The sequence below is a fragment of the Streptomyces sp. NPDC096136 genome (assembly GCF_044763325.1).
Classification (GTDB): domain Bacteria; phylum Actinomycetota; class Actinomycetes; order Streptomycetales; family Streptomycetaceae; genus Streptomyces.
In genome coordinates, this window is sequence record NZ_JBIWFZ010000002.1 from 557,554 (window position 1) to 582,518 (window position 24,965).

Sequence of the window (24,965 nt, forward strand, 5' to 3'; positions counted from 1 at the left end):
CGGCGGCCGGAGTGCGCCCCCGCGCCGGCCGTGTCCCCCATCGGGCGCACGGGCCGCCGCACCGGGGCACTCGTAGGAACGGACAACGACTTTCGGCCGCATGCGCAGTGACGGAGCATCAGGCGGCCGCGGCGGCCTCGGTAGGCTCATGATCACCCCGGCTGCCTCCCGGGGCCGCGGGAACCGCACCGACCGATCCGAGGAGCAACGTGCCCCTGTCCGCCCACCGCCGTCCCCTGAACCGTCGCCTGGCCGCCGGCGCCGCCCTGCTGGCCGTGGTCGCCGGCGTGGCGCCCGCCACCGCCGCCCAGGCCGCCACCGCCCCCTCCGCCGAGGCCCTGCGCACCGCCGGCCCCGCACTGCCGGCCCCGGACATGGAGGCCGTCGACCAGGCGCTGCGCAACACCCTCGCCGCCGGAGCCCCGGGCGCGCTGGCCCGGATCGCCGAGGGCGGCCGGGCCCTGAGCGCGACGGAGGGCGTGAGCGACAAGGTCACGGGCGCGGCCATGGACACCCGGGCCCGCTTCCGGATCGGCAGCGTCACCAAGACCTTCTCGACCGTCGTGCTGCTCCAGCTGGTGGACGAGAAGAAGATCGAGCTGGACACCCCGGTCAACCACTACCTGCCGGGTCTGCTGCCCGACGACCGGATCACGGTGCGCCACCTGCTGACCCACCGCAGCGGGCTGTCGGACTACACGAACGCCATGTTCGACAAGACCGTCCCCGGTTTCGAGGCCGTCCGCAACAAGGTGTTCAGCTACCAGGAGCTGGTGAACCTCTCGCTGGCCGAGCCCAGGACGACCGAGCCCGGGGCCTCCTACCAGTACTCGAACACCAACTTCGTGGTCGTCGGCATGCTCATCGAGAAGGCCACCGGGAAGCCGGTGGCCAAGGAGTACGAGCGCCGCATCATCAAGCCGCTGAAGCTGCGCGACACCGCGTACGTGCACCCCGGCACGGAGATCGCGGGCCTGCACACCCACGGCTACCTCACCCCGGACGAGGCCGGCGCCCCGCTGGTCGACTCCACCGAGCAGACGGTGTCCTGGGCGCAGTCGGCCGGTGCGATGATCTCCAGCCCGGCGGACCTCAGCACCTTCATGTCCGCGCTGGTGGGCGGCAAGCTGGTCGCGCCGAAGCTGCTGGACGAGATGCTGGTCATGACCCCGACGGACGCGGCCAAGACCCGCTTCTACGGGCTGGGCCTGCGCCGGTACGACCTGTCCTGCGGCACCTCGGTGTACGGGCACACGGGCACGGTGCAGGGCTTCTACACGTACGCGTTCACCACCCGCGACGGCAAGCGCAGCCTCACCGCGATGGCGAACACCTCGAACCGGGGCGCCGCGAACACCGCGCTCGGCGCGACCCTGGAGGGGGCGTTCTGCGGCAAGAAGCCGGCCGCCGCGGCGAAGGCCCGGGGCTTCGCCTCGGCTCCGGCCGAGGTGGACCTGCCGGAGCGCGACGTCCGCTGACGCCCTCCCGCCCGGGGCCCGCCTACGTTCCGGTGGCGGGCCCCGGGCCGTACCGGCGGGCGGTGAGGGCGGCGAGCGACAGCCAGGCGGTGGCCAGGAGCCAGCCGCCGAGCACGTCCGAGGGCCAGTGCACGCCGAGGTAGACCCGGCTGAGCCCCACCGCCGCACCCCAGGCGACGATCAGCGCGGCGGCGGCCGTCCGGGCCGGGCCCGGGGAGCCCCGCAGGGCGAGCGCCGCGAGCAGGAGTCCGGCGACCAGGGCCCCCGTCGTGGCGTGGCCGGAGGGGAAGGACCAGTTCCCGGCGTGGGTGGCCCAGTCGGCGGCCGGGGGCCTCGGCCGGGCGATCAGGGTCATCACCGTGTACCGCACGGCCTGCCCGGTGGCGAGGCACAGGGCGAACGCGGCCGCCGTCACGAGGCGCCGGCGGGTGTCGCGGCCGGCGTACAGGCCCGCCAGGACGACCAGGGCGTACGGCCAGACCCCCGTGCCGGTGGCGGTGACCGCCCGGGCCACGGCCAGGCCGAGGGCCGGCCGGTGCACGAGGGACCAGGCGTGCGGGCCGGGGTCGCCGGGCAGCGGACCGACGGGCGCCAGGGTCACCCCCAGCGCGAGCAGCGCGAACGCGGTCGAGGACACCAGGGCCGTCCGGGCCGCCGGGCCGGGGTTCCGCAGGCGGGCCCGGCGCCGTCCGTCCGGGGCGGGGTCGGGCATGCGGGCTGCCTCTCACGGTCCTGGAAGGGGGCCGCAGCGGGTACGGTCCCGTCCGCCGCCCCCGCCTGCGGGGTGTACCGCACTGTAGCGAGCGGGACCCGGGTGGCGGCCGTGACCGGCGGGGCGAGAGGGGCGAGTCGCCGTCAGAGGGTGACCCAGTAGCGGCGCTTGGGGCCTATCAGGGTCTCCCGTACGTCCTCCAGGACGCCGCCGGCCCGCTCGATCGTGCGCCGCGAGGGCTCGTTGCCGGGGTCGCAGGTCAGCAGGACCCGGTCCATGCCCATCAGGCGGGCCTCGTACAGGACCCGCTCCAGCGCCCAGCCGGCCAGGCCGCGCCGGCGCGCCGAGGGGCGGACGCTGTAGCCGATGTGGCCGCCGGCGTCGAGGAGGAAGGAGGTGAGGTAGTGGCGCAGGTCGATGGCGCCCAGGTACGTGTCGCCCTCGGCGATCCACCAGTACGTGGCGTGGACGCGGCCCTCTTCGACCGCCGCCGTGCGGTCCGCCTGGCGGCGCAGGCGCCCGGTCCAGGCCTCGAAGCCCTCGGGGGTGTCCACGTCGTCGGCGGAGCCCAGTCCGGCGCCGTCCATGTGGGCGTCGGCGCCCCATTCCGCCTGCGCGTCGAGCCAGGAGGAGTGCAGGTGCGGGGAGGGGGCGATCAGTTCGGGCATGCCCCGACCGTAACAGTCCGATCATCCGACTGTTCAGCTTCGATGTGCCGCTGCGGCGCCCGCACCGCCGACCCCGGGGGCGCCGCCCGGAATCCGATCGGATAGTTTGCCATCCGTTTACCCGACGGCACCGTAGCCGCCCGCGCCACCAGGAGCTCCCGCATGCCCCACCCGATACGCCGCCCCGCACGGACGGCGGTCCTCACCGCCGCCGCCCTGCTGGCGGTCCCCGTCCTGGCGGCCTGTGACGGCGGCGGGGCCCCCGCGGCGCTGGGACCCTCGGCCCCGGCGAGCGCCCCCGCCGCCGCCCCGCCGGCCGCGCTCCCCGCCGCCCTGACCGGGCAGAAGCCGGACTGGGCCCCCTGTCCGGCGCCCTCCGCGGCCCAGGGCGGCGGCAAGGCCCCCGGCGCGGGCTGGGAGTGCGCCACGATGAAGGCGCCCCTGGACTACGCGAAGCCCGACGGCGAGACCCTGGACGTGGCGCTGATCCGCAAGAAGGCCACCGACGCCGGCAAGCGCATCGGCTCGCTGGTGTACAACTTCGGCGGACCGGGCGCCTCCGGCGTGCGGACGCTCCCGCACGCGGCGAAGGACTACGAGAAGCTGGGCGCCGTCTACGACCTGGTCAGCTTCGACCCGCGCGGCGTGGGCAACACCGCCCCGGTCATCTGCCTGGACGACAAGGCCCTGGACGAGGGGCCCGGACCCGCCGGCGACAACCCGCTCGACGCCGTCCGGACCTACACGCAGGCCTGCGAGCGGAACTCGGCCAAGGTCCTCCCCCACGTCGGCACGGCCGACACCGCGCGCGACATGGACCTGATGCGCCAGGTCCTCGGCGACGCCAGGCTGAACTACTTCGGCATCTCCTACGGCACCCAGCTGGGCGGCGTCTACGCGCACCTGTTCCCGAAGAACGTCGGCCGCACCGTGTTCGACGCCGTGGTCGACCCCACCTCGGACGAGCTCCAGGCGGGCCTCGGCCAGGCCAAGGGGTTCCAGCTGGCGCTGGAGCACGCCATGGAGTTCTGCCGCGACAAGTACGCCGCCAAGTGCCCCACCGGCGCCGACACCGCCGAGGGCAACCGGCGGATCGCCGAACTGCTGGAGAAGCTGGAGAAGCAGCCCGCGCCCACGAAGAGCGGCCGCAAGCTGACCTCCGACACGGCGCTCACCGGCATCGCCGCCACCCTGTACGACAAGCAGACCTGGGACTACCTGGTCCAGGGGCTGTTCGAGCTGCGGCAGCTGGGCACCGGGAACAACCTGCTCGCCATCGCGGACGCCTACGGCGGGCGCGGCCAGGACGGCCGCTACGACAACACCGACGCCGCCCATACGGCGATCGGCTGCGCCGACACCGGCCGCCGCTACACCGTGGACGACATGCGGGCCCAGGAGTCCGCCTTCCGCTCCGCCTCCCCGGTCTTCGGCCCGTCCCTGGCGAAGGGCCTGCTGGTCTGCACCGACTGGCCGGTGCGCGGCACCTCCGACCGGCCGCAGGTGGCCGCCGAGGGCGCGGCCCCGATCCTCGTCGTCGGCAACACCGGCGACCCGGCCACCCCGGTCGAGGGCGCGAAGCGGATGGCCGACGCGCTCGGGCGGGGCGTCGGCGTCAACCTCACGGTGAAGGGCGAGGGCCACGGGGTCTACGGGAACGACACCTGCGCGACCAAGGCCATCGACTCCTTCCTCGTCGACGGGAGCGCACCGGCGGACGGAACCACCTGCCCCTGAGTTCCGCTTTGCCCCCTGTGCAGGCCTTTGCCCCGGCGCCCGTACCGACCTGTGTTCGGGTGCCGGGATTCCGCCACCTACACTTGTGCCGCCCGGCCGCCGGTGCCGGCTTCAGGGGAGCGACGTCCTAAGTGAGCAGCACCAGCAGTGAAGCGCCGATCTACGACCGGCTCGTACGCGAGCGCGGCGATGTCCCGGGTCAGGTCCGCCGGGAGGCGGAGGAGATCCTCCACCACCTGGCCCAGGTGATGGCGGGCCGTCCCCCGTCGGGCGGGCTGCCCGGCTGGCGGACCTCCTAGCCGCGGCCCGGCACGGTCCGAAGACCCCGGCGCCGGCTCCGCCGGTGGCGGTCTGCGCCATGGGCGGCGCGCGGAGTGTGGGGCCGGCGCACATCGGCACCGACCGCGCCGGTCCCTAACGTTCGGACCATGACGAGCGGATCTTCCAGCAGCGCGTCCGGCGGCACGGAGCCCGGCCGGACGCGGACCGGCGGCCCGGCGGAGCCCGGGCCCGGGGGGCGGGTGGCCCTGGTGACCGGCGGCGGCAGCGGCATCGGCCGCGCCTGCGCCGTGGCCTTGGCCGACGCCGGGGCCTACGTACACGTCGTGGACGTCGACGCGGAGGCGGCGCAGGCCGTGGCCGCGCGGATCGGCGGCGCGGCGCATCCGGCCGACCTGGCCGACCCCGCGGCCTTCGACGCCCTGCCGACCGCCGTGGACATCCTGGTCAACAGTGCGGGGCTGCAACACGTCGCGGCCATCGAGGAGTTCCCGCCGGAGCGGTTCGAGCTGATCCAGCGGGTGATGGTCCATGCCCCGTTCCTCCTGCTGCGCCGGATCCTGCCGCACATGTACGGGCGCGGGTGGGGGCGGGTGGTCAACATCTCCAGCGTGCACGGGCTGCGGGCCAGCGCCTTCAAGTCCGCTTACGTGGCCGCCAAGCACGGGCTGGAGGGGCTGAGCAAGGTCACCGCCCTGGAGGGGGCCCCGCACGGGGTGACCAGCAACTGCGTGAACCCCGGCTACGTCCGCACCCCGCTGGTGGAACGGCAGATCGCCGCCCAGGCGCGGGCGCACGGCCTGCCGCCCGAGCGGGTCGTCGAGGAGGTGCTGCTGCGCGGCTCGGCGATCAAGCGGCTGATCGAGCCCGAGGAGGTGGCCGCGGTCGCCGTGTGGCTGTGCGGCCCGCACACCGGGCACGTCACCGGGGCCTCGCTGCCGATGGACGGCGGCTGGACCGCCGCCTGACCGCGCGGCGCGGCCCGCGGCGGCGTGCGGGCGTGCGGACTTTGCCCGCGGTCCGTGCGGGGGGATCCTGGGAAAGGGGCCCGTCACGGAGGAGGCAGGCCATGACACACGCCGAGGAGTGGAGGGTGGACCTCTACCTCGTGGAGGAGGACGGCACCACCAGGGCGCGGGCCGTGCTCGACAACGGGAGGACCACCCTGACCGGCAGCGGCCGGGCCCGGTGCAATCCGCAGGACGTGGACGTCCCCGCCATCGGCGACGAGCTGGCCGCGAGCCGGGCGATGCGCGACCTGTCCGCCCAGCTGATGCGCGCCGCCGACCGCGACCTGGCCGCGGTCGGCGCCGTGCCCGTCCCGCCGCGCACCGGATACGGCTGGCCGGACGACGCCCGCCCGGAGCGGTAGCCGGGCGGGGCTGCGGGTCCCGCGGGGCGGCGGGTCCCGGTCAGCAGATGCGGGGCAGCTGCTCCCCCAGCGGCAGGTCCACCACGCGGGTGCCGCCGAGGCCGGTGCGCGCCACGACCAGGCCGGGGTGCGCGTCGACGGCCTCGCCGATCACCGCCGCGCGGCGGCCCAGCGGGTGGGCGCGCATCGCGTCGAGGACGGCCTCCGCGTGCTCGCGCGGGACGAACGCGACGAGCTTGCCCTCGTTGGCGACGTAGAGCGGGTCGAGGCCGAGGATGGCGCAGGCGTTCGCCACGGCCGCCGGGACCGGGACGCGCCCCTCGTGCAGGACGACGCCGGTGCCGGATGCGGCCGCGATCTCGTTCAGGGCGGCCGCGAGCCCGCCCCGGGTCGGGTCGCGCAGGACGTGCAGGTCGGGGGTGACCGCGAGCATCGACCGCACGAGCCCGCCCAGGGCCGCGCAGTCGCTCTCGACGTCCACGCCGAACTCCAGCCCCTCCCGGACACTCATGATCGCCACCCCGTGCAGGCCGATCTCCCCGCTGACGATGACGACGTCGCCGGGGACGACGCGCTGCGCGCGCAGGTCGACCCCGTCCGGGATCAGGCCGATCCCGGCGGTGTTGACGTAGACGCCGTCTCCGTGGCCCGCCTCGACGACCTTGGTGTCGCCGGTGGCCACCTCCACGCCGGCCGCCCGTGCGGCGGCCCCCATGGCCTCGGCGACCCGGGCGACCGACGCCATCTCGACGCCCTCTTCGAGGATGAACCCGCAGGACAGGTAGGCGGCCTGGGCCCCGCTCATGGCGAGGTCGTTCACCGTGCCGTTGACCGCCAGGTCGCCGATGCTGCCGCCGGGGAAGAACAGGGGCCGCACCACGTAGGAGTCGGTGGAGAAGGCGAGGCGGACCCCGCCCAGGCGCAGGGCCGCGGAGTCGCCGAGCTGCGCGAGCGCCTCGCCGCCGAAGGCGGGGGCGAACAGGTGCTGGACCAGTTCCGCCGACAGCGCCCCGCCGCCGCCGTGGCCCATCACCACGCGGGGCCGGTCGCGCAGGGGGGCCGGGCAGGTCCAGCCCGTGAGGTCGAGTGCGGTCTCAGACAACGGGGCTCGCCTCCAGCGGCGCGGTCGGTGCGGCGGGCTGGGCCGGGGTGGTGGCGGGCCGGGGGGCCGCGGGCCGCAGTTCCAGGCGCCGGTAGAGGTAGTAGGCGGCGCAGGCCCCCTCGCTGGAGACCATGGTGGCGCCCAGCGGGTTGCGCGGGGTGCACAGGGTGCCGAAGGCCTCGCACTCGTGCGGCTTGAGCAGCCCCTGGAGCACCTCCCCGCTGCGGCAGGCGGCCGGCTCGCGGGTGGTGATGCCGGTGACGGAGAAGCGGTGCTCGGCGTCGTACTCCCGGAACCGCTCGGACAGCCGCCAGCCGCTGTCGGGGATGACCCCGATGCCGCGCCAGGCCCGGTCGGTGACCTCGAAGACGTCCGCCAGCATGGCGAGCGCGGCGGGGTTGCCCTCGGGGCGGACGGCGCGCGGGTAGGCGTTCTCGACCGCGTGCTCGCCGCGCTCCAGCTGCCGTACGGCCCGTCGCACGCCTTCGAGGATGTCGAGCGGTTCGAAGCCGGTCACCACGATCGGGACGCGGTGGCGTGCCGCCAGGTCCGGGTACTCGGTGGTGCCCATGACGCTGCACACGTGCCCGGCGGCGAGGAAGCCCTGGACGCGGCAGTTGGGCGAGCGCATGATCGCCTCGATCGCCGGGGGCACCCGGACGTGGGAGACGAGCAGGCTGAAGTTGGTGATGCCGAGCTTGCGGGCCTGGTACACCGTCATGGCGTTGGGCGGGGCGGTGGTCTCGAAGCCGATGCCGAAGAAGACCACCTCGCGGTCCGGGTTCTGCCGGGCGATCTTCAGCGCGTCGAGGGGCGAGTACACCACCCGTACGTCGCCGCCCTCGCTGCGCACCTGGAAGAGGTCGCGGCCGGTTCCGGGGACGCGGAGCATGTCCCCGAAGGAGCAGAAGACGACCTCGGGCCGGGAGGCGATCTCCAGGGCCTTGTCGATGACCTCCAGCGGGGTGACGCACACCGGGCAGCCGGGGCCGTGGATCAACTCGACCTGTTCGGGCAGGAGCTGGTCGATGCCGTGCCGGATGATGGTGTGGGTCTGCCCTCCGCAGACCTCCATCAGGGCCCAGGGACGGGTCACCGTGGAGTGGATGTCGTCCAGGAGCCTGCGGGCCAGGCCGGGGTCCTGGAATTCCTCGATGTACTTCACCGCCGGGCTTCCTTCCGCGTCGCAGCCGCCGCGCCGGCCGGGGCTTCCCCGGCGCGGCGCCCGTCCTCGTCCCCGTCCTCGTTCCCGTACTCGTCCCCGCGACCGTCCTCTTCCCGGTCCTCGGCGAAGGGCGGCTCCTCGTCGCCGAGACGGGCCGCCTGCTCCCAGGGATCGCCGAACTCCTCCTGGAGCATGCCGAGTTCGGCGAAGAGGTCGAGGGTCTTGCGGGCCGACTCCTCGTCGAGCCGCTGGAGGGCGAAGCCCACGTGCACGATGGCGTACTCGCCCACCCGGAGGTCCGGGAGGTACTCCAGGCACACCTCCTTCTGCACGCCGCCGAAGTCGACGGTGGCCATCCGGGTGCCGTCCCTCTCCCCGATCTCAAGCACTCTGCCGGGTACCGCCAGGCACATGGGCCTCTCCTTGTGGTGGGTGTTCCGTGGCGGTGGCGGCCGCGGCCGCCACCATGAGCTGGCCGAGCGCCAGTCCGCCGTCGTTGGGCGGCACCCGGTGCTGGCGCAGGACGGTGAACCCCCGCGCGCGCAGCGTCCGGGCGCACGCGGAGGAGAGGAGGGTGTTGCAGAAGACCCCGCCGGTCAGGGCGACGGTGTCCAGGCCGTGCGCGGCGCGGGCGAGCACGCAGAGGTCGGCGACCAGGACCGCGACCGCCGCGTGGAAGCGGGACGCGACCAGCGGGCGGCCCGCGCCCGCCCGGACGTCGGCCACCGCGGCGGCCAGGACGGGCGCCGGGTCGGCGACGACCGGGCGCGCCGCGCCGGGGGCGGGCAGCCGCAGGCCGAAGGCGTACGCGCGGCCGCCGGGCGGGGCCTGGAGTGCGGCGGCCTCCAGTTCGACGGCGGCCTGGGCCTCGTACCCCGAGTACTGGCAGACCCCGGCGAGGGAGGAGACGGCGTCGAAGAGCCGGCCCATGCTGGAGGTGGGCACGCAGTTCAGGCCCCGCTCCAACTGGGTCTCCAGCACCCGCAGTTCGTCCGGCGGGCAGGCGGCGACGCAGGGCAGGTCCGGTGCCCGCCCGAGGCCCGCGGCGCGCAGGTGGGACAGGGCCATGCGGTACGGGCGGCGCACGGAGGCGTCGCCGCCGGGCAGCGGGACGTAGGCGAGGTGGGCGAAGCGGGTGTATCCGGCGTAGTCCGCGAGGAGGATCTCCCCGCCCCAGACCGCGCCGTCGTCCCCGTAGCCGGTGCCGTCGAAGGCGACGCCGATCACCCGCCGGCCGCCGCCGTGGCCGTGTTCGGCCAGGGCGGAGGCGATGTGGGCGTGGTGGTGCTGTACGGGGACCAGCGGCCGGCCCTCCGCGTGGTCGCGGGCCCAGCGGGTGGAGCGGTAGCCGGGGTGGCGGTCGGCGGCGATCCGCGCGGGGGCGACCCCGGTGAGGGCCGACAGCTGCCGCTGCGCGTGGGCGAAGGCGTCCTGGGTGGCGAGGTCGTCCATGTCGCCGATGTGGGCGGACAGCCAGGCGCGGCGGCCCTCGCCGAGGCAGAAGGCGTTCTTGAGGTCGCCGCCGGCGGCGAGGGTGGGCGGGACGGGCAGCGGGAGCGGGAGCGGCAGGGGGGCGTAGCCGCGCGAGCGCCGCAGGACCAGGGGTTCGCCGTCGCAGACGCGGACGACGGAGTCGTCGCAGGGGACGTGGATGGGGCGGTCGTGGGTGAGCCACGCGTCGGCGAGGCCGGCGAGGCGTTCCAGGGCCTCGGCGTCGTCCGTGACGATGGGCTCGCCGGAGAGGTTGCCGCTGGTCATCACGAGCAGGCGGGGGCCCGGGGGGTCGCCGGGCAGGCCGAGCAGCAGGTGGTGGACGGGCGTGTACGGGAGCATCACGCCCAGGTCGGGGCTGCCCGGTGCGACGGCGTCCGCCGGGCCGGGCGCGCAGGCGCGGCGGCGGAGCAGGACGATGGGACGGACGGCTCCGGTGAGCAGCTGCCGTTCCTCGGGGCCGAGTTCGGCCAGCCGCTCCACGTCGGGGAGGTCCCGGGCCATCAGGGCGAAGGGCTTGTCCCCGCGGTCCTTGCGGCGCCGCAGCGCGGCCACGGCCCCGGGGTTCCCCGCGTCGCAGGCGAGGTGGTAGCCGCCGAGGCCCTTCACCGCGAGGACGGCGCCGTCCGCCAGCAGCCTGCGGGCCTCCGCGACGGGGTCGGCGGCGGCCGCCCTGCGCGGCGGCCGGCCGGTGAGCAGGCTCAGCCGGGGGCCGCAGGCCGGGCAGGCGACGGGCTGGGCGTGGAAGCGGCGGTCGGCGGGGTCGGCGTACTCGCGGGCGCAGTCGGGGCACATCGGGAAGCGGGCCATGGTGGTGTGGGCGCGGTCGTAGGGCAGCCCGGTGACGATGGTGAAGCGCGGTCCGCAGTGGGTGCAGGTGATGAACGGGTGGCGGTGGCGGCGGTCGGCCGGATCGGCGAGTTCGGCGAGGCAGTCGGCGCAGGTGGCGGTGTCCGGGGAGACCAGGGTGCGGGGCGGGCCTCCGGTGCGGGAGGCGATGATGGTGAACCCGGCGCCGCCGGCGAGGGGTACCGGGCGGTGGTCGACGGTGTCGACGACGGCCAGGGGCGGGGCGTCGGCGGCGAGGCGCTCGCAGAACGCCGCCACCGCCGACGGGGACCCCTCGACCTCGGCGACGACGCCGTCGGGGGTGTTGGTGACGTGGCCCGCCAGGCCCAGGGTGGTGGCGCGGGTGTACACGTACGGGCGGAAGCCGACGCCCTGGACGACGCCGCGGACGGTGACCCGGCGGCGTTCCGCGGCCTCCATCAGCGCGGCCCGGCCGGGGTGGCGGGGGCCGGGTGGGGGTGCGTGTGGCTGTGGGAGTGGGTGTGGATGTGGGTCTGGGTGTGGCCGTCGGCGGGGTGGGACATCACCGGGGTGTGGGGGCGGGCGCCGGCCGCGATGTCCAGGGCGCGGTCCAGGAGGAGGCCCGTCCCCTCGCCCGAGCGGGACGAGGTGCGCAGGATCTCCACGCCGGGGTTGACCCGTCGGACGTTCGCGCGGAAGGCCTCCTCGTCGAACCCGACGGCCTCCGCGATGTCGGTCTTGGTGATGACCACCAGGTGGGCGAGCCCGAAGGCGGTCGGGTACTTGAGGGGCTTGTCCTCGCCCTCCGTCACCGAGGCCAGGGCCACGCGGAGCGACTCGCCCAGGTCGTAGGAGGCCGGGCAGACCAGGTTGCCGACGTTCTCGACGAAGAGCAGCCGGGTGCCCTCGGGGAGCCAGCCGTCCAGGTGCCGGCCCAGCATGTCGGCTTCGAGGTGGCACAGGCCGTCGGTGAGGACCTGCCGGACCGGTACGCCCGAACGGGCCAGCCGGGTCGCGTCGTTCTCCGTCGCCAGGTCGGCCGTGAGCGCGGCCGCGGACACCCCGCGCTCCCGGGCGAGGGTGAGCTCGCGCTCCAGCAGGGCCGTCTTCCCGCTGCCGGGGCTGGAGAGCAGGTTGACCACCGCCGTTCCGCGGGCGGTCAGTTCGGCGCGCAGGGCCTGCGCGGCCCCGTCGTTCTTGGCGAGCACCGCTTGTCGCAGGTCGACCACTCGGCACACGGTCAGGCCTCCTCGGGGATCGGTTCGGGGGCGTCTTCCCAGACCACGCGCAGGATCCGCAGTTCGCGCCCCGTCAGGAGCTCCACGTCGGTTCCGCTCCCGCAGCCGGGGCAGGACAGGTCGGGGGGCATGCCGACGGCCCACTCCCCCGTGCAGGGCGCGCAGCGGGCGCGGGCCGCCACGGAGCGGGTGACCAGCTCGGCGCCTTCCAGGGGCGTACCGGTGCAGGCCAGTTCGAAGGAGAAGGCCAGCGCGTCGGGGACGACGCCGGCCAGTTCCCCGATCTCCAGCTCCACGCGGCTCACTGAGCGTGCCGCTCCGGCCTGGGCCGCCTCCGCCACCTGGTCCACGACGGCCATGGCGATCGACATCTCGTGCATCGGACTCCGTCCTGCCGGGCCTCATTACAGCGGCAGCTCCGGGACGGGGGCGGCGGGCACGCCGACACGCCGCCGGGGCCGTACTCCGTTCGGACGCCGGGAGCGGCCCCCGGGCCGCGGCGGTGCGCTACGCCATCCGTTGCGCACCCGCCGGTGTCCGGCGGGTGTCGTGACGGAATCCGACCGGCCGTGGATAGCCTCCTGCGCGTCAGCGCCGTGATCTCGACGTTTCCTCACGCGGATCGACTCCACCGCACCAGGCCGGAGTGCCGACGGCGCGTACTCGTCGAAAGGATCGCGCCATGGCCCTCGTCTCCTCGACGGTCCGGTGTCTCGGGTCGGTGCTGCTGCTCCTCGGGCTGAGCACGCCGGCCGCGGCGGCCCCGGCGGACTCCCCGCTGGGACACGCGGGCCGCTGGCTGACCGACGACCAGGGCCGTGTGGTCACCCTGCACGGCGTGAACATGGTCTACAAGAAACCGCCGTACTTCCCGGCAGCGGGAGGGTTCGGCGAGCAGGACGCCCGGTTCCTGGCGGAGAACGGCTTCAACGCGGTGCGGCTGGGCTTCGCATGGAACGCGGTCGAACCGCGGCCCGGTGTCTACGACGACGCCTACATCGAGCAGATCCGGCAGACCCAGCAGTTGCTGGCCCGCCACGGGATCCACAGCCTCGTCGATTCCCATCAGGACGCCTTCAACGAGAAGGTGGGCGCGAGTTGGAGCGGGTTCCCCGACTGGGCGACCATCAGCGACGGTTTCCCGCTCGCGCCGAACCCGGGCTTTCCCCTCGTCTACTTCACGAGCCCCGCGCAGAACCAGACGTGGGCGAACTTCTGGCGCGACCGCACCGCGTCCGACGGCGTCGGGCTCCAGGAGCACTACGCGGCCATGTGGGCGCACGTCGCGCAGCGCTTCGCGGACCAGCCCTACGTCCTGGGCTACGACCTGATCAACGAGCCGTGGCCGGGCTGGGACTATCCGACGTGCTTCCCGAACGGCTGTCCCCGGTTCGAGGGCGATGTGCTCGCGCCGTTCGAGGCGAAGGCCATGAAGGCGATCCGCCGGGTCGACCAGGAGCACCTGCTGTTCTTCGAGCCCTCCCTGACCAACGACTTCGGCACGCCGGACTGGATGCCCAATCCGACCGGTGATCCGAAGGCGGGCATGAGCTTCCACGACTACTGCGTCGGGGTCGACACCTGTGTGGCCAACGGCCTGGACCGCTCCGCCAAGGACGGGGTCGCCGGGGTGGTGACCGAGTTCGGCGCGACCAAGGACGCCGCGAGGCTGACCCGCCTCACCGACCGGTTCGACGAGAACCTGGCGTCCTGGATGTTCTGGTCCGAGCCGCAGAACCAGACGCCCGGCCACCCCCAGGAGCCGCCGACCGGCCCCAACCTGATGGACCCGGCGGTGGTCCGCCCGTATCCCCGTGCCGTCGCGGGCACCCCGCAGCAGTGGGGCTACGACACCGCCACCGGGACGTTCACCCTGCGGTACGGCACCCGCCGGGCCGGTTCCGGTGCGCCGTTCGCCCCGGGTGCCCGTACCGAGGTGTTCCTGCCGCCGAGCGCCTATCCCGACGGCTACCGGGTCGAGGCCCGGGGCGCCGAGGTCGTGTCCGCGCCCGGTGCGCGGCTGCTCCAGCTCACCGCCGTCCCCGGGCAGGACACCGTGCAGGTGGCCGTGACCCGTCCCTGACGTGGAGCACGGCCCGGAACATGCCGTTCCGGGCCGTGCTCCCCCCGTCGGCGGGTCCGGGGTGCGGACCCGCGGCGCCTCACATGCGGCTGATCCGCAGGTAGCGCTTGATGTCGGGGAGCGTCTGGGCCAGTACGACGGCCAGGGCCAGGGCCACGGCTCCGCACAGGACGGCCTTCTTCATGGGGTTCTCCTCAGTTCGCACCGGTTGCTTTCGTCCGGCTCGGGCTCCGCTTCCGCGGCCGGCAGGAGGTCCAGGAGCATCCGTACGGCGTCCGGCACCGCGGCGGCCACGGGGGCGCTCAGGCCGATGCCCTCGTCCACGCAGGCGGGTTCGCAGCCGACGACGTAGGTGCGCCGGGGCGGCTTGGAGCCGGTTCCGGCGCAGAGGGTCCCCAGCAGGCCGAGGACCGCGTCCGGGGACATGTGGTGGCCGTCCAGGACGGGGCGGCCGCGGCCCTGGGGGGCGGAGCCTGGCGCCTCGATCAGGTACAGGGTGCCGGGTTGGCCGCCCCGCTCGGTGGCGTCGACCAGGACGAGGGTGTCGTAGCCGTCCAGGAGCTGGTAGGCCAGGTGCACCCCGCGCACGCCGAAGTCGACCACCTCCACGTGGTCGGGCAGCGCGTGCGCGGACAGGGCCCGCACCGTCTCGACGCCGAAGCCGTCGTCGCCGAGGAAGACGTTGCCGATGCCGGCGACCAGGACCCGGCCGCTCACGGCTCCTCCCGCACGGTGACCTCGTCGGGCTGGAAGTACAGGAACCGGCCCTGCTCGCGGCGGATGTCGGCGCCCGGATCGCCCTCCACGGTGACGGCGAGGTGCACTCCCCCGTCGACGTCGTGCAGGACCGCCTCGACGCGCGCGGCGCGGCCCTGGAGGAAGAGGTCCTGGGCGTCGGTGCGCCGCAGCCCCGGGCGGAGCAGCACCCGGCTTCCGGGGCCGACGGGCGTACCGTCGACCAGCACCCGGTCGGGCCCCGCCGGGTCCGCGCCGGCCGGGTCCCACCAGGGCGTCTGCGGGGTGAACAGCGTGTCGGGGGCCGCCTCCTCGGGCTCCGCCGCGCCGGTGGCGGCGCGCAGGGAGCGGATCGCCCCGTGCAGCCGCTCCAGCACCTCGGGCGGCAGGGAGTCGGCCAGGTCGACGACGGCCGCGGCGCGCGGGTCCGTACCGCGCGCCTCGCGCTTCTCCTGGTCGGTGAGGGCGGCGGTGCGCAGGGCCAGGATCTCGTCGATCTCGGTGGCGTCGTACATCGCGCCGGCGCTCTCGGGGGCGATGGCGGGGTGGTCCTCCAGGATGATCGGGGAGGAGAGGACCACGTCGGCGCGGCCGTCCTCGCCGGCCAGGACGGGCCAGGTGTGCAGGTTGGCGCAGGCGGCGACGGCGGGCCGGGCCCATTCGGGCGGGTCGGTCATGGACAGGAAGGAGCCGGGGGTGAGGCCCAGCATCAGGTGGGCGGCGACGAGGGAGCGGGGCAGGGCCTCCTCGCGGGCGGTGCCCGGGGCGTCCGGGGTCCAGGCACTGGTGTTCTCGACCACGGCCGTGAGCTTGAGGACCCGGTAGGGGCCGTCGAGTTCCTCGGCGTGGAGGCGGACGACGCCCTCGACCTCCTGGGTGCGCCGCACCAGGCGGCCGACCGTCCGGCCGTGCTCGTCGAGGACCGGTTCGGTGTCCTCGCGGGCGGGGCGGGCGAAGGGGAGGACGATCTCCTTCTCCGTCAGCTCGGGTACGGCGACGCGCAGTTCCACCCGCTCCTCGGTGCCCTCGTCCCAGGGGACGAGGACCCGGTCGGGCAGGTGGAGCTCGGCGGTGTCCTCGAACGCGCCGTCGGCGCCGACCCGTTGGACGGTGCGGCGCTGGGCGTGCAGGAAGCGCAGTTCGAGGGAGAGGGTCGCGGCGCCGCGCGGCTCCATGAGGACCTCGGTCCGCTGGAGGCTGTGCTCGCCCTGCTCGGGGGCCCAGGCGGGCGGGACGAGGACGCCGAACTGCCAGCGCATCCGGTTCTTGGCGGCGGAGGCCCGGTACGGGTAGAGGACGTAGCCTTCGAAGAGGACCGCGTCCGCGACCTGGCGGGCCGTGTCGAAGCGCCGGCCCGGGCGGGAGGCGGTGGTCGTGGGGGCCGTCGTGGTCATGGCACCGCCCTCTCGGTGACGCGGGGCGCCGGCGCCCCGGGCAGCGGGAGCGGGGGCGGCGCGGGGGGCTCGGCGGCGTCCAGCAGGGCGCGCAGGGTGCTCTCCCAGGAGGCGAGGGAGCGGCGGGAGCGGAAGGCGAGCAGTTCGGCCATGGTGTCGCGGGGCAGCCGCAGCCATCCGCAGCCGGGGAAGTGCTGTTCGACCATCTCCTGCCAGACGGCGACCGGCATCCGGAACGCGGCCTCGCGGTCCCAGGGCACGGGTTCGACGCGGAACCCGCCGGCTCCGGTGAAGGCGGTTCCGGAGAAGAGCAGCAGGAGCGGGACCTCGCCGTCCTGGAGGGCGTTGAAGTACCGGGTGGAGGCGATGTCCATGTCGTAGGTGCAGGGGACGACGAGGTCGGCCTCGGTCTCCCCGGTGAACCCGGGCACCATCAGGCCGACCTGGGCGAACTGCACGGGCCGCAGGGTGGTCCCCCAGCGGGAGCGGTCGCCGAACAGGTCGGCGAGGCCCTCGGCCTCCTCGGGGCCGTAGCCGCGCCGGGCCGGTTCGATGCGGATCTGGCAGCGCAGGGCGAGGGCGTGGACCCGGGTGCCCGGGTCCGCGGTGATGCGCAGCCGCAGGACGAGGGTGGGGCCGGCGGCGTACGGGTCGGCGCGGACCCCGGTGCAGGCGAAGGTGAGTGCGGTCATCAGGGGCCGGCCTCCGCGAGCACCTTGGCGCGGGCCTCGACCTGCGCGAACAGGCTGTCGAGGGCGGCCCGGGCCTCGGCCCCGCCGTCGAAGCCGCGCCAGTGCAGCCGCATCCGCCCGACGAGCGCGTAGCAGACGTCGATGGGCACGAGGTGGCAGGTGGTGCGGCCGGGCGTGTGGTGCAGCAGGAGTGCCTCCACGTCGGGTTCGAGGAGTCCGGCGAGCCGTCCGCCGCCGAGTACGGACTGCCAGGTGTCCGGGTCGAGTTCGCTCTCGGTGGCGCCGGCGGGGCTCGGGTAGAGGGCGACCAGCCGGCCGAGGGCGGCGTTGCGGAAGAGGAAGGCCACGCCGACGGGGATCCGCAGCCGTTCCCAGGCCGCGTCGTCCAGCGGGTGGGAGGGGTCGCTGAGGTAGCGGTCCGGGACGGCGCGGTAGCGGCCGGTGGCCGCCCCCGGCCGGTCGAAGAGCAGGGCGCAGGCGGTGCAGGCGCACACCAGGGCCCGCCGCTCGGTCTCCACCAGGTGGCGGTGGCCGTCCGGGGGCACGGGTGCCGCGCACAGTCCGCAGCTCTCGGGCCGGGGCGGGCGGGGGCCGGTGAACCGGCGCAGCCCCCGGGGGCGGGGGCCCGTCACGGCACCCGGGCCGGGGTGTGCGGGCGGGTGCCGATCTGGAGCAGGGGGGCCGGGGGCGCGGCCGTTTCGAGGTCGACGCCGGTGACCTCGGGGGCGAAGCAGGCCAGGGCGTCCTCGAGGGCGGCGCGGGTGGCGTCCGCACCGCCGGAGCCGCAGCCGCAGCCGGTGGCCGCGGCGGGGTTGGTGCGCAGCCGCAGGACTCCGGTGGCCGCGTCGAAGCCGAGGCGCTCGACGGGGGCGTCGGCGGCGCGCAGGGCCCGTCCGATGCGGGTGTCGACGTCCTCGGGGTGCAGGCCGTGCAGGGTGAGCAGGCTCGCCACGAGGTCGTCGTCCAGCACCGGGGCGAGTGCCCCGGTGCCGAGCCGCTCGGCGATCCGGGCGAGGCCGGCCCCGTAGAACTCCATGAGGACGCGGACGAGTTCCTCGGCGGCCTCGCAGGCGGCGCGGTCGCCGGACGCGGCCAGCCCGTCGAGGACCTCCTCGACCCGCTCCCCGGCCCGACGGGCGTCGGCGGCGGCGCTCATCCGCCCAGTCCGCTCAGGCCGGTGGGCACGTGCATGGTCTTCACGGTCTTCCCGCCGCCGACGTACATGTGGACCCCGCACGGCAGGCAGGGGTCGAAGCTGCGCACGGCGCGCATGATGTCGATGCCCTTGAAGTTCTCCGGGGTGTTCTCCTCGAAGATCGGGGTGTTCTGCACGGCGTCCTCGTACGGTCCCGGTGTGCCGAAGGTGTCGCGGGTGCTGGCGTTCCAGGGGGTCGGCGGGTAGGGGTGGTAGTTGGCGATCTTCCCGTCGCGGATCACCATGTGGTGGGAGAGGACGCCGCGGACCGCCTCGGTGAAGCCGCAGCCGATGGACTGGTCGGGGACCTCGAACTTCTCCCAGGTCTGGGTGCGTCCGGCGCGGACCTCGGCCAGGCCCTGCTCGGCGCAGTGCAGGGCGATGCCCGCCGCGTACGCCTGGAAGTAGGTGCGGGCGCGGTTGCGCTCCAGGGCGTTGGACCACTTCGGGATCTTCCACTCGAAGGTGGTCTCCGGCTTGGTCATGGTGCGCGGCAGGGTGATGACCACGCTGTGGCCGGTGGCCTTGACGTAGCCGACGTCGACGAGCCCGGACAGGGCCGTGGACCACAGGCGGGCGATGGGGCCGCCGCCGGTGTCCAGCGCCAGGTGGTCCTTGCCGTCGAACCAGCGGGGGGACATCACCCAGCTGTACTTGTCGTCGAAGTTGCGCTTCTGCGGGGCGGGGATGGTGTGCTGGTTCCAGGGGTGGCGGGGGTCGACGGGGTTGCCGAGCGGGTCGTGGGTGACGAACTGCTCGTGGCCCTCCCAGTCGTCGTAGTAGGAGCTGCCCAGCAGGATGCGGATGCCGAGGTTGATCTGGGTCAGGTCGTTGGTGACCAGTTTGCCGTCGACGACGACGCCCGGGGTGACGAACATCTTCCGTCCCCAGTCGGTCATGTTGGCGTACGTGAAGTCGCAGTGCTCGGGGTCGTTGAGGGCGCCCCAGCAGCCCAGCAGCACGCGCCGGCGGCCGACCTCCTCGTAGCCGGGGAGGGCCTCGTAGAAGAAGTCGAACAGGTCGTCGTGGAGCGGGACGACCCGCTTCATGAACTCGCAGTACCGCATGAGGCGGCTCATGTAGTCGGTGAACAGCTGCACGGAGGCGATGGTGCCGACGCCGCCCGGGTAGAGGGTGGAGGGGTGCACGTGGCGCCCCTCCATGAGGCAGAACATCTCGCGCGTGTACCGGCTGACCTGGAGGGCCTCGCGGTAGAACTCGCCCTCGATCGGGTTGAGGGAGCGCATGATGTCGGCGATGGTGCGGTAGCCGTGGTCGGCGGCGTGCGGGGCCTCGGTGCGCTCGGCGAGTTCGAGGACGCCGGGGTTGGTCTCGCGGACCATCTTCTCGCAGTAGTCGACCCCGACCAGGTTCTCCTGGAAGATGTTGTGGTCGAACATGTACTCCGCCGACTCGCCGAGGTTGATGATCCACTCGGCGAGGTGGGGCGGCTTCACCCCGTAGGCCATGTTCTGGGCGTAGACGGAGCAGGTGGCGTGGTTGTCCCCGCAGATGCCGCAGATGCGGCTGGTGATGAAGTGCGCGTCGCGGGGGTCCTTGCCTCGCATGAAGACGCTGTAGCCGCGGAAGACCGATGAGGTGCTGTAGCACTCGGCGACGCGCTTCTGCTTGAAGTCGATCTTCGTGTGGATGCCGAGGCTGCCCACGATCCGGGTGATCGGATCCCAGGCCATCTCGACCAGGCCGCTGCCGTCACCGGCCGCGTTCGTCTTCGCTGCCATCGTCTGTGCCGTGACCCTTCGTTCGTACGGGGTGGGTGGGATCGGTGGGAGGGCGGCCCGTCACCAGGGCGGGCGGTAGCCGGTGGTGAGCGTGCGGCCGGCGTTGCGCCACTTCGGTTCGCGGTCGACGGAGTGCAGGGTGACCGCCCGGAGCCTTCGGACCACGGCCCCGTACGCTCCGCTGGCCTTCGCGGACACGGCGGATCCGGGGGGCGCGTCCATGAAGGGCATGAACTTGTCGGGGAAGCCGGGCATGGTGCAGGCGATGCAGATGCCGCCGACGTTGGGGCAGCCCCCGATGCCGTTCATCCAACCGCGCTTGGGGACGTTGCACTTGACGACGGGGCCCCAGCAGCCGAGCCGGACCAGGCACTGCGGGGAGTCGTAGGCCTGGGCGAACTGGCCCTGCTCGTAGTACCCGGCGCGGTCGCAGCCCTCGTGGACGGTCTGCCCGAACAGCCAGGTCGGGCGCAGCTTGTCGTCCAGGGGGATCATCGGGGCGGAGCCCGCCGCCTGGTACAGCAGGTAGGTCAGGGTCTCGGAGAAGTTGTCGGGCTGGATGGGGCAGCCGGGCACGCAGACGATCGGGATGCCCGCCTTGGAGGTCCAGTCCCAGCCGAGGTAGTCGGGCACGCCCATGGCGCCGGTCGGGTTGCCCTCCATGGCGTGGATGCCGCCGTAGGTGGCGCAGGTGCCGATGGCCACGACGGCGAGCGCCTTGGGGGCGAGCCGGTCGATCCACTCGCTGGTGGTGATCGGCTGCCCGGTGCGGGGGTCGTCGCCGAAGCCGCACCAGTAGCCCTCGGGCTTGACGGACTCGTTGGGGATCGACCCCTCGACGACGAGCACGAACGGGTCGATCTCGCCCCGCTCCCCCTTGAAGAACCATTCGATGAAGGTGTCGGCGCCGCCGACGGGGCCGCACTCGAAGTCGATCAGGGGCCAGTGCACGGCGATCTTGGGCAGGCCCGGGAGGGTGCCCGTGACGATCTCCTCGATGCTCGGCTGCATGGCCGCCGTGAGGGAGACCGAGTCGCCGTCACAGCTCAGTCCGGCGTTGATCCAGAGGATGTGGATCGTCGGGTCCTCTGCCGGGTCCGACGTTGCTGCATCCATGCGGGGCCTCCTTGGAGGGGATGCTGAGGGGGCGGGGAGGGGCGGACGGGGCCCGCGCCTCTTCCTTGCTAGCAGGGGCCGGCGGGGGACGCGCTGTCCTGTACGGCCGGTCCAGTGACGCCGGGGCCGGCCGGGCCTCCGCCGCCGGGTGCGGGGGCGGTGCGGCGCGTGAGGTGCGGCGGGGTCTCCCGCGGGGGCTCCTTGCGCACGAAGGCCCGGCGCAGGGCGTGGTAGGGGGCGTGCGGGTCGTCGAAGGTGCGCTTCATCCGGGCCAGCTCGGCCTCCCGGTAGGCGGCCAGCGGGCGCCGGGCCTCGTCCTGCTCGCGGCGGGCCTTCTTGGCGGCGATGCGCGAGGAGGTGGCGGGCAGGGCCGCCAGCCGGGCCGCGAGCCGCGCCGTCTCGCCGGCGAAGGCCTCCGGCGGGCAGGCGATCGTGCGGTCGGACAGGCCCAGGCCGAGGGCGGCGGCCGCGCTCAGCGGCAGGGCGTCCCCGGTGAGCCGGGCGGCGGCGGCCTCGCCGACGCGGGCCGGCAGGGTGTACGTCCAGTACTCGGAGCCGTACAGGCCCATGAGCCGGTAGTGGGGGTTGAGGACCGCGCCGGAGCGGCACCAGACCTCGTCGGCGGCGAGGGCCAGCATGGCCCCGCCGGCGGCGGCGTTCCCGCCGAGGGCGGCGACGACGAGCCGGTCGGTGGTGGTCAGGACGGCCTCGACCAGGTCGTCCATGGCGTTGATGTTGGCCCAGGACTCGGCGGCCGGGTCGGCGGCGGCCTCGATCACGCCCAGGTGGATGCCGTTGGAGAAGAAGTCGCGGCCGCCGCCGAGGACGAGGACCGACGTCGGGCGGGACAGGGCGGTCCGGTAGGCCGCCAGCAGCCGGCGGCAGCGGTCGGTGCTCATCGCTCCGGACGGGAAGGAGAACGAGAGGAAGCCGACCGGCCCCTCCTCCCGGTAGCCGATGTCGGACCAGGTGCGGCGGCGGGGGTCGGTGTGCAGGGGCGCGGGGTGTTCGTGCAGCGGGGGCAGCCGGTCGCCGAGGGCGAGGACGGCGGGGAGCCGGGGGGCCTGCGGCTGCCCGGGCTCGTGGCGGGCCCGCAGTTCGGGGATCCAGACCGCGCCGTCGGCCGTGGCGCGGCAGACCGCGCCGGCCCGGGTGGCGAGGAGCTCGCCGGGGCGGCCGCGCAGCCGGTCCTCGGGGTGGCCGCCGTGCAGGTACCAGTCCCCGCCGAGCAGGTCGTCGCGTACGCCGGGCCGGGAGTCGGCGGCGCGCAGCACCCGCAGGACCCGCTCGGTGGTGTCCGTCTCCCAGTCGATGCGGCGGCCGTCCTGGCGCAGGGCGGGGCGGGCGAGGCCGGTGCTCTGGGGCCGCGGGGCGTACGTTCCGGAGGCGAAGCGCTCCACGGCGAGCAGGACGGCCTCCAGGGCCGCGTCGGCGATCTCCCCGCGGTAGAGGTCGCTCTTGCCCACCGCGGGGACGGTGCAGCCGGCGTCGGCCCAGACGGGGCCGGCGTCCATCTCGGCCTCGGCCTGGAGGACGGTCACCCCCCAGCGGGGGCACCGCTCCTGCACGGCCCGGTCGAGGGAGGAGGGGCCGCGGTCGCCGACCGGGCCCGGGTGGACGACCAGACAGGGGTGGGCGGACCAGACCTCTTCGGGGATCGCGGTGCGCAGCATCGGGGCGAGGACGAGGTCGGGCGCGTGCCGGCGGACGGTCTCGGCGAGGGGGAGGTGCTGGAGGGCGAGTTCGACGGCCACGCTGTGGCCGTGGTCGCGGAGCTCGGCGTGGACCCGCTGGGTGAGGCTGTTGAACGCGCTCGCGAGGAGCAGGACGTGCACGTAGGGTCTCCCGCGGCGCTCCGGGGCCGGGGCGCGGGGGCGCCCGGCCCGATCGGCAGGTCGTGACCGGGTCATGACCGGCCGCCTGAGATCGTGGCGCGGGGAGCCGGGGGCGGGGGCGCAGGCGGGCGGCGGTGTCACCCGAAAGCGGCCCGGCCGGGGGGCCAGTCGGCCCCGGACGGCACGCCGCGGGCTGTCCGGCCCTGTTCCGAGGGCACGGCCTAGAGGCGGTCCTCCATGCCGATGGCCTCCTCCAGGTCCCGGCGCGCCCGGCTCCGGTCGCCCGCCTGCTGTTCCAGGAGGGCGCCGGCGATGGCGTCCAGCTTGCGCTGGATGGCGTGTTCGGCGCGCCGCTCGGAGTTCTTCAGCAGGGCCAGCAGCAGGAGGGACAGGGCGCCCATGGCGTCGCCCGCGAGGTGCTGCCACTCCATGGGCAGCCGGGCCAGGTGGACGGCGGCGAACGCGGCCACCAGGGTGAGGCACAGGAGGAGGAAGGCCGCGGAGCTCGTGAAGTTCGAGGCCAGCTCGGCGAGGGTCTCGAAGCGGCCGCGCCGCCCGTCGCGGGTCTTCTTCGCGGGGTGCTCGAAGGTCATGACCGGCGCCTGCCCACGGGCGGCCCCGTCAATCGGGCGCGTCGGCGCCCGCCCGCCGGTCAGGGGTGGAGGGGGGCGGGGAGGGCGGTGCCGTCCGGGTCCGCGACGAGGAAGACGTCGGACAGGGGCGCGGTGTCGGCGCTGGCGCTGATCCGCAGGTCGTACGTGCCCGGGGGCAGCACGCCCAGGTCGAAGCGCTCCCGCTCCCGGGGGACGGTGACCGGGCGGTCGACCAGCGCCGGCCCGGCGCCCCGGCCGGTCACCGTGAGGCGGGCCTCGACCTCGGGCAGTTCGCTCTCGCTGAGGGCGCTGCGGGCGCCGATCTCGCAGACGACGGGTTCGCCGGCCTGGTAGAGGTCGTCGCCGAGGTAGCTGAACCAGGAGGTGACGGCGGCGCGCAGGTCGTCGACGCGGATGTCGTGCAGGGACTGCAGGACGCCCGCGAGGTGGTCGAGCATCGCGCCCTGGTTCTGCAGGCTCGCGTGCCTCTGCGGGACGAAGGTGCGGGCGTCCTCGGTGCCGGAGAGGGCTGCGGAGAGCTTGGGCACGGTGCCGTCGCCGCCCTCGTCGTGGTCCCCCCGGGTCATCAGGGTCTCGACGCCCCCGCCGGTGACCCGGGCCGACTGCCGGGTGGGCTGGTCCATGCCGACGATCGGCTGGTAGACGACCTGGTTGGCCTCCCAGGCCGGGTCCTTGCGGTTCGCGTCGGCCGCATCGTCCATCTCCGCGGAGAAGTCGGTGACGTGGCTGCTCCACTGCGGCTGCCAGCCGGGCAGTCCCGCCTTGGCCGGGACGGCCGCCGTGCCGTCGTCCCCGTACACGCACCGGTAGACGGGGACGAGCTGGTGCAGGCCGGTGAGGGAGCGCAGGAGCCGGGTGAGGTCCTCGTCGAAGGGGCCGATCCGCTTGTGGAAGCCGTTGCAGAGGAACTCGACGGCGTTGAGCGAGCCGTAGAAGGGGGTTCCGAAGGTCACGATGGCCCGGGTGTCCTTCCAGCCGCCCAGCACCTCGACGAAGTAGCGCGAGACGAGCCCTCCCATGGAGTGCCCGATCAGGACGAGCTGGGCCGCGGTGTTGCCGCTGGACTCGCGCCACTCCCGCAGCCACCCCGCGCTCTTCTCGGCGAGCTGCCGGGCGGCGGCCCGGTTGTCGCGCCGCCAGTCGTAGGGGAAGGGGAAGTAGTTGCGGCCGGTCTCCAGGTCGAAGCGCTCCAGCAGGAAGTTCTCGATCGCCGTGTAGCCGTCGATCTTCCACAGGCCGGGCAGGGTGTGCAGGTCGGGGACGAGGCGGTCGGCGACGACGCCGTCGCCGAGGTCGTCCACGTGCCAGTCGTCCTCCCCGAGTTCGAGCTCCTTGAGCGAGCGGCCGAGGCTCGTCAGCGCGCCCAGCACCGCGGTGGCCGAGGGCGCCCACACGTCCTTGCCGTCCCGGGTGAGCACGCTCCCGGTGATGCCGGGGAGCAGTACGACGATGTCGGCCATCGGGATCCTGGCCATGGGCTGTCACCTCCTGACTGGCTGCCGGCCCG

General features: G+C 74.5%; 24 protein-coding genes and 1 pseudogene. 6 read left to right on the forward strand and 19 right to left on the reverse strand.

Translation table 11 applies throughout. The annotated features are described in order from the left end of the window. Positions 1 to 209: 209 nt before the first annotated feature. Positions 210 to 1,478 (forward strand): serine hydrolase domain-containing protein, encoded by a 1,269-nt coding sequence (locus tag ACIRBY_RS05715; protein ID WP_403896610.1) that lies wholly within the window; start codon positions 210 to 212, stop codon positions 1,476 to 1,478. A 22-nt stretch (positions 1,479 to 1,500) separates the two neighbouring features. Here the strand turns inward: ACIRBY_RS05715 and ACIRBY_RS05720 are convergent, their stop codons facing one another. Together ACIRBY_RS05720 and ACIRBY_RS05725 are read right to left on the reverse strand one after the other, a co-directional pair. Further along, positions 1,501 to 2,190 (reverse strand): phosphatase PAP2 family protein, encoded by a 690-nt coding sequence (locus ACIRBY_RS05720; RefSeq protein WP_403896613.1) that lies wholly within the window; start codon positions 2,188 to 2,190, stop codon positions 1,501 to 1,503. A gap of 143 nt (positions 2,191 to 2,333) precedes the next feature. Further along, entirely contained in the window at positions 2,334 to 2,858 is a 525-nt protein-coding gene (locus tag ACIRBY_RS05725; RefSeq protein ID WP_403896616.1) for a GNAT family N-acetyltransferase, read from the reverse strand. 162 nt (positions 2,859 to 3,020) lie between these two features. On the opposite strand from ACIRBY_RS05725, the gene ACIRBY_RS05730 reads away from it, so the two are divergent. The 4 genes from ACIRBY_RS05730 (at position 3,021) to ACIRBY_RS05745 (ending at position 6,246) form a co-directional block, all read left to right on the forward strand. Then, positions 3,021 to 4,595 (forward strand): alpha/beta hydrolase, encoded by a 1,575-nt coding sequence (locus tag ACIRBY_RS05730; RefSeq protein ID WP_403896618.1) that lies wholly within the window; start codon positions 3,021 to 3,023, stop codon positions 4,593 to 4,595. 131 nt (positions 4,596 to 4,726) lie between these two features. After that, on the forward strand, positions 4,727 to 4,894 hold the full coding sequence (locus tag ACIRBY_RS05735; RefSeq protein ID WP_362067758.1) for a hypothetical protein: 168 nt from the start codon (positions 4,727 to 4,729) through the stop codon (positions 4,892 to 4,894). Positions 4,895 to 5,023: 129 nt separating this feature from the next. Next, positions 5,024 to 5,842: a 3-hydroxybutyrate dehydrogenase gene (locus ACIRBY_RS05740; protein WP_403896621.1), complete on the forward strand. Its 819-nt coding sequence runs from the start codon at positions 5,024 to 5,026 to the stop codon at positions 5,840 to 5,842. Positions 5,843 to 5,943: 101 nt separating this feature from the next. Further along, positions 5,944 to 6,246, forward strand: a complete 303-nt coding sequence (locus ACIRBY_RS05745) for a DUF1876 domain-containing protein (protein ID WP_042819759.1) — start codon at positions 5,944 to 5,946, stop codon at positions 6,244 to 6,246. A 40-nt stretch (positions 6,247 to 6,286) separates the two neighbouring features. Here the strand turns inward: ACIRBY_RS05745 and hypE are convergent, their stop codons facing one another. The 6 genes and pseudogenes from hypE to ACIRBY_RS05775 form a co-directional block, all read right to left on the reverse strand. Next, positions 6,287 to 7,348: a hydrogenase expression/formation protein HypE gene (gene hypE, locus ACIRBY_RS05750; RefSeq protein WP_403896625.1), complete on the reverse strand. Its 1,062-nt coding sequence runs from the start codon at positions 7,346 to 7,348 to the stop codon at positions 6,287 to 6,289. Further along, the gene (gene hypD, locus ACIRBY_RS05755) at positions 7,341 to 8,513 is read right to left on the reverse strand and encodes a hydrogenase formation protein HypD (protein WP_403896628.1); all 1,173 of its coding nucleotides are present in this window, start codon (positions 8,511 to 8,513) and stop codon (positions 7,341 to 7,343) included. The genes hypE and hypD overlap by 8 nt, the downstream gene beginning before the upstream one ends. Before the next feature lie 131 nt (positions 8,514 to 8,644). Next, positions 8,645 to 8,926, reverse strand: a pseudogene (locus tag ACIRBY_RS05760) (HypC/HybG/HupF family hydrogenase formation chaperone); the annotation flags it as partial. Further along, on the reverse strand, positions 8,895 to 11,273 hold the full coding sequence (gene hypF / locus ACIRBY_RS05765) for a carbamoyltransferase HypF (RefSeq protein WP_403896630.1): 2,379 nt from the start codon (positions 11,271 to 11,273) through the stop codon (positions 8,895 to 8,897). The gene hypF and the pseudogene ACIRBY_RS05760, both read right to left, overlap by 32 nt. After that, complete coding sequence (gene hypB, locus ACIRBY_RS05770; RefSeq protein ID WP_403896632.1) at positions 11,273 to 12,052, reverse strand: hydrogenase nickel incorporation protein HypB; 780 nt, start codon at positions 12,050 to 12,052, stop codon at positions 11,273 to 11,275. The genes hypF and hypB overlap by 1 nt, the downstream gene beginning before the upstream one ends. 2 nt (positions 12,053 to 12,054) lie before the next feature. Next, positions 12,055 to 12,432 carry a hydrogenase maturation nickel metallochaperone HypA gene (locus tag ACIRBY_RS05775; RefSeq protein WP_403896634.1) on the reverse strand — a complete coding sequence of 126 codons (378 nt, stop codon included), beginning with the start codon at positions 12,430 to 12,432 and terminating at the stop codon, positions 12,055 to 12,057. A gap of 302 nt (positions 12,433 to 12,734) precedes the next feature. On the opposite strand from ACIRBY_RS05775, the gene ACIRBY_RS05780 reads away from it, so the two are divergent. After that, positions 12,735 to 14,135: a cellulase family glycosylhydrolase gene (locus tag ACIRBY_RS05780; RefSeq protein WP_403896637.1), complete on the forward strand. Its 1,401-nt coding sequence runs from the start codon at positions 12,735 to 12,737 to the stop codon at positions 14,133 to 14,135. A gap of 79 nt (positions 14,136 to 14,214) precedes the next feature. Here ACIRBY_RS05780 and ACIRBY_RS05785 read toward each other — a convergent pair whose 3' ends face one another. From ACIRBY_RS05785 to ACIRBY_RS05835, 11 genes are all read right to left on the reverse strand, one after another. Next, positions 14,215 to 14,319, reverse strand: coding sequence for a DUF6893 family small protein (locus ACIRBY_RS05785; RefSeq protein ID WP_403896640.1), 105 nt, complete (start codon positions 14,317 to 14,319; stop codon positions 14,215 to 14,217). Further along, positions 14,316 to 14,852 carry a hydrogenase maturation protease gene (locus ACIRBY_RS05790; RefSeq protein ID WP_403896643.1) on the reverse strand — a complete coding sequence of 179 codons (537 nt, stop codon included), beginning with the start codon at positions 14,850 to 14,852 and terminating at the stop codon, positions 14,316 to 14,318. The genes ACIRBY_RS05785 and ACIRBY_RS05790 overlap by 4 nt, the downstream gene beginning before the upstream one ends. Next, a complete protein-coding gene (locus tag ACIRBY_RS05795; RefSeq protein WP_403896645.1) occupies positions 14,849 to 16,264 on the reverse strand; it encodes a hypothetical protein in 1,416 nt (471 codons plus the stop codon). The genes ACIRBY_RS05790 and ACIRBY_RS05795 overlap by 4 nt, the downstream gene beginning before the upstream one ends. After that, on the reverse strand, positions 16,261 to 16,956 hold the full coding sequence (locus tag ACIRBY_RS05800; RefSeq protein WP_403896648.1) for a DUF6084 family protein: 696 nt from the start codon (positions 16,954 to 16,956) through the stop codon (positions 16,261 to 16,263). The genes ACIRBY_RS05795 and ACIRBY_RS05800 overlap by 4 nt, the downstream gene beginning before the upstream one ends. Next, entirely contained in the window at positions 16,956 to 17,588 is a 633-nt protein-coding gene (locus tag ACIRBY_RS05805) for a DUF5947 family protein (protein WP_403896650.1), read from the reverse strand. The genes ACIRBY_RS05800 and ACIRBY_RS05805 overlap by 1 nt, the downstream gene beginning before the upstream one ends. Further along, the gene (locus ACIRBY_RS05810; protein WP_403896652.1) at positions 17,585 to 18,112 is read right to left on the reverse strand and encodes a hypothetical protein; all 528 of its coding nucleotides are present in this window, start codon (positions 18,110 to 18,112) and stop codon (positions 17,585 to 17,587) included. The genes ACIRBY_RS05805 and ACIRBY_RS05810 overlap by 4 nt, the downstream gene beginning before the upstream one ends. Continuing rightward, complete coding sequence (locus tag ACIRBY_RS05815) at positions 18,109 to 19,893, reverse strand: nickel-dependent hydrogenase large subunit (protein ID WP_403896653.1); 1,785 nt, start codon at positions 19,891 to 19,893, stop codon at positions 18,109 to 18,111. The genes ACIRBY_RS05810 and ACIRBY_RS05815 overlap by 4 nt, the downstream gene beginning before the upstream one ends. A 60-nt stretch (positions 19,894 to 19,953) precedes the next feature. Then, positions 19,954 to 21,009 carry a hydrogenase expression protein HypE gene (locus ACIRBY_RS05820; protein WP_390690253.1) on the reverse strand — a complete coding sequence of 352 codons (1,056 nt, stop codon included), beginning with the start codon at positions 21,007 to 21,009 and terminating at the stop codon, positions 19,954 to 19,956. Between the two features lie 68 nt (positions 21,010 to 21,077). Beyond that, on the reverse strand, positions 21,078 to 22,844 hold the full coding sequence (locus ACIRBY_RS05825; protein WP_403896656.1) for an enoyl-CoA hydratase-related protein: 1,767 nt from the start codon (positions 22,842 to 22,844) through the stop codon (positions 21,078 to 21,080). Between the two features lie 221 nt (positions 22,845 to 23,065). Continuing rightward, positions 23,066 to 23,437, reverse strand: coding sequence for a hypothetical protein (locus ACIRBY_RS05830; RefSeq protein ID WP_403896659.1), 372 nt, complete (start codon positions 23,435 to 23,437; stop codon positions 23,066 to 23,068). Between the two features lie 59 nt (positions 23,438 to 23,496). Next, positions 23,497 to 24,933: a hypothetical protein gene (locus tag ACIRBY_RS05835; RefSeq protein ID WP_403896661.1), complete on the reverse strand. Its 1,437-nt coding sequence runs from the start codon at positions 24,931 to 24,933 to the stop codon at positions 23,497 to 23,499. Positions 24,934 to 24,965: the final 32 nt, after the last annotated feature.

What these genes read in the sequence shown, in the direction of transcription:
- ACIRBY_RS05785 (WP_403896640.1), bottom strand. Translation starts at nt 14,319, where the DNA reads ATGAAGAAGGCCGTCCTGTGCGGAGCCGTGGCCCTGGCCCTGGCCGTC.
- ACIRBY_RS05820 (WP_390690253.1), bottom strand. Translation starts at nt 21,009, where the DNA reads ATGGATGCAGCAACGTCGGACCCGGCAGAGGACCCGACGATCCACATC.
- ACIRBY_RS05810 (WP_403896652.1), bottom strand. Translation starts at nt 18,112, where the DNA reads ATGAGCGCCGCCGCCGACGCCCGTCGGGCCGGGGAGCGGGTCGAGGAG.
- ACIRBY_RS05835 (WP_403896661.1), bottom strand. Translation starts at nt 24,933, where the DNA reads ATGGCCAGGATCCCGATGGCCGACATCGTCGTACTGCTCCCCGGCATC.
- ACIRBY_RS05780 (WP_403896637.1), top strand. Translation starts at nt 12,735, where the DNA reads ATGGCCCTCGTCTCCTCGACGGTCCGGTGTCTCGGGTCGGTGCTGCTG.
- hypF (WP_403896630.1), bottom strand. Translation starts at nt 11,273, where the DNA reads ATGGAGGCCGCGGAACGCCGCCGGGTCACCGTCCGCGGCGTCGTCCAG.
- ACIRBY_RS05830 (WP_403896659.1), bottom strand. Translation starts at nt 23,437, where the DNA reads ATGACCTTCGAGCACCCCGCGAAGAAGACCCGCGACGGGCGGCGCGGC.
- ACIRBY_RS05740 (WP_403896621.1), top strand. Translation starts at nt 5,024, where the DNA reads ATGACGAGCGGATCTTCCAGCAGCGCGTCCGGCGGCACGGAGCCCGGC.
- ACIRBY_RS05720 (WP_403896613.1), bottom strand. Translation starts at nt 2,190, where the DNA reads ATGCCCGACCCCGCCCCGGACGGACGGCGCCGGGCCCGCCTGCGGAAC.
- ACIRBY_RS05730 (WP_403896618.1), top strand. Translation starts at nt 3,021, where the DNA reads ATGCCCCACCCGATACGCCGCCCCGCACGGACGGCGGTCCTCACCGCC.
- ACIRBY_RS05815 (WP_403896653.1), bottom strand. Translation starts at nt 19,893, where the DNA reads ATGGCAGCGAAGACGAACGCGGCCGGTGACGGCAGCGGCCTGGTCGAG.
- ACIRBY_RS05725 (WP_403896616.1), bottom strand. Translation starts at nt 2,858, where the DNA reads ATGCCCGAACTGATCGCCCCCTCCCCGCACCTGCACTCCTCCTGGCTC.
- ACIRBY_RS05800 (WP_403896648.1), bottom strand. Translation starts at nt 16,956, where the DNA reads ATGACCGCACTCACCTTCGCCTGCACCGGGGTCCGCGCCGACCCGTAC.
- ACIRBY_RS05745 (WP_042819759.1), top strand. Translation starts at nt 5,944, where the DNA reads ATGACACACGCCGAGGAGTGGAGGGTGGACCTCTACCTCGTGGAGGAG.
- ACIRBY_RS05775 (WP_403896634.1), bottom strand. Translation starts at nt 12,432, where the DNA reads ATGCACGAGATGTCGATCGCCATGGCCGTCGTGGACCAGGTGGCGGAG.
- ACIRBY_RS05795 (WP_403896645.1), bottom strand. Translation starts at nt 16,264, where the DNA reads ATGACCACGACGGCCCCCACGACCACCGCCTCCCGCCCGGGCCGGCGC.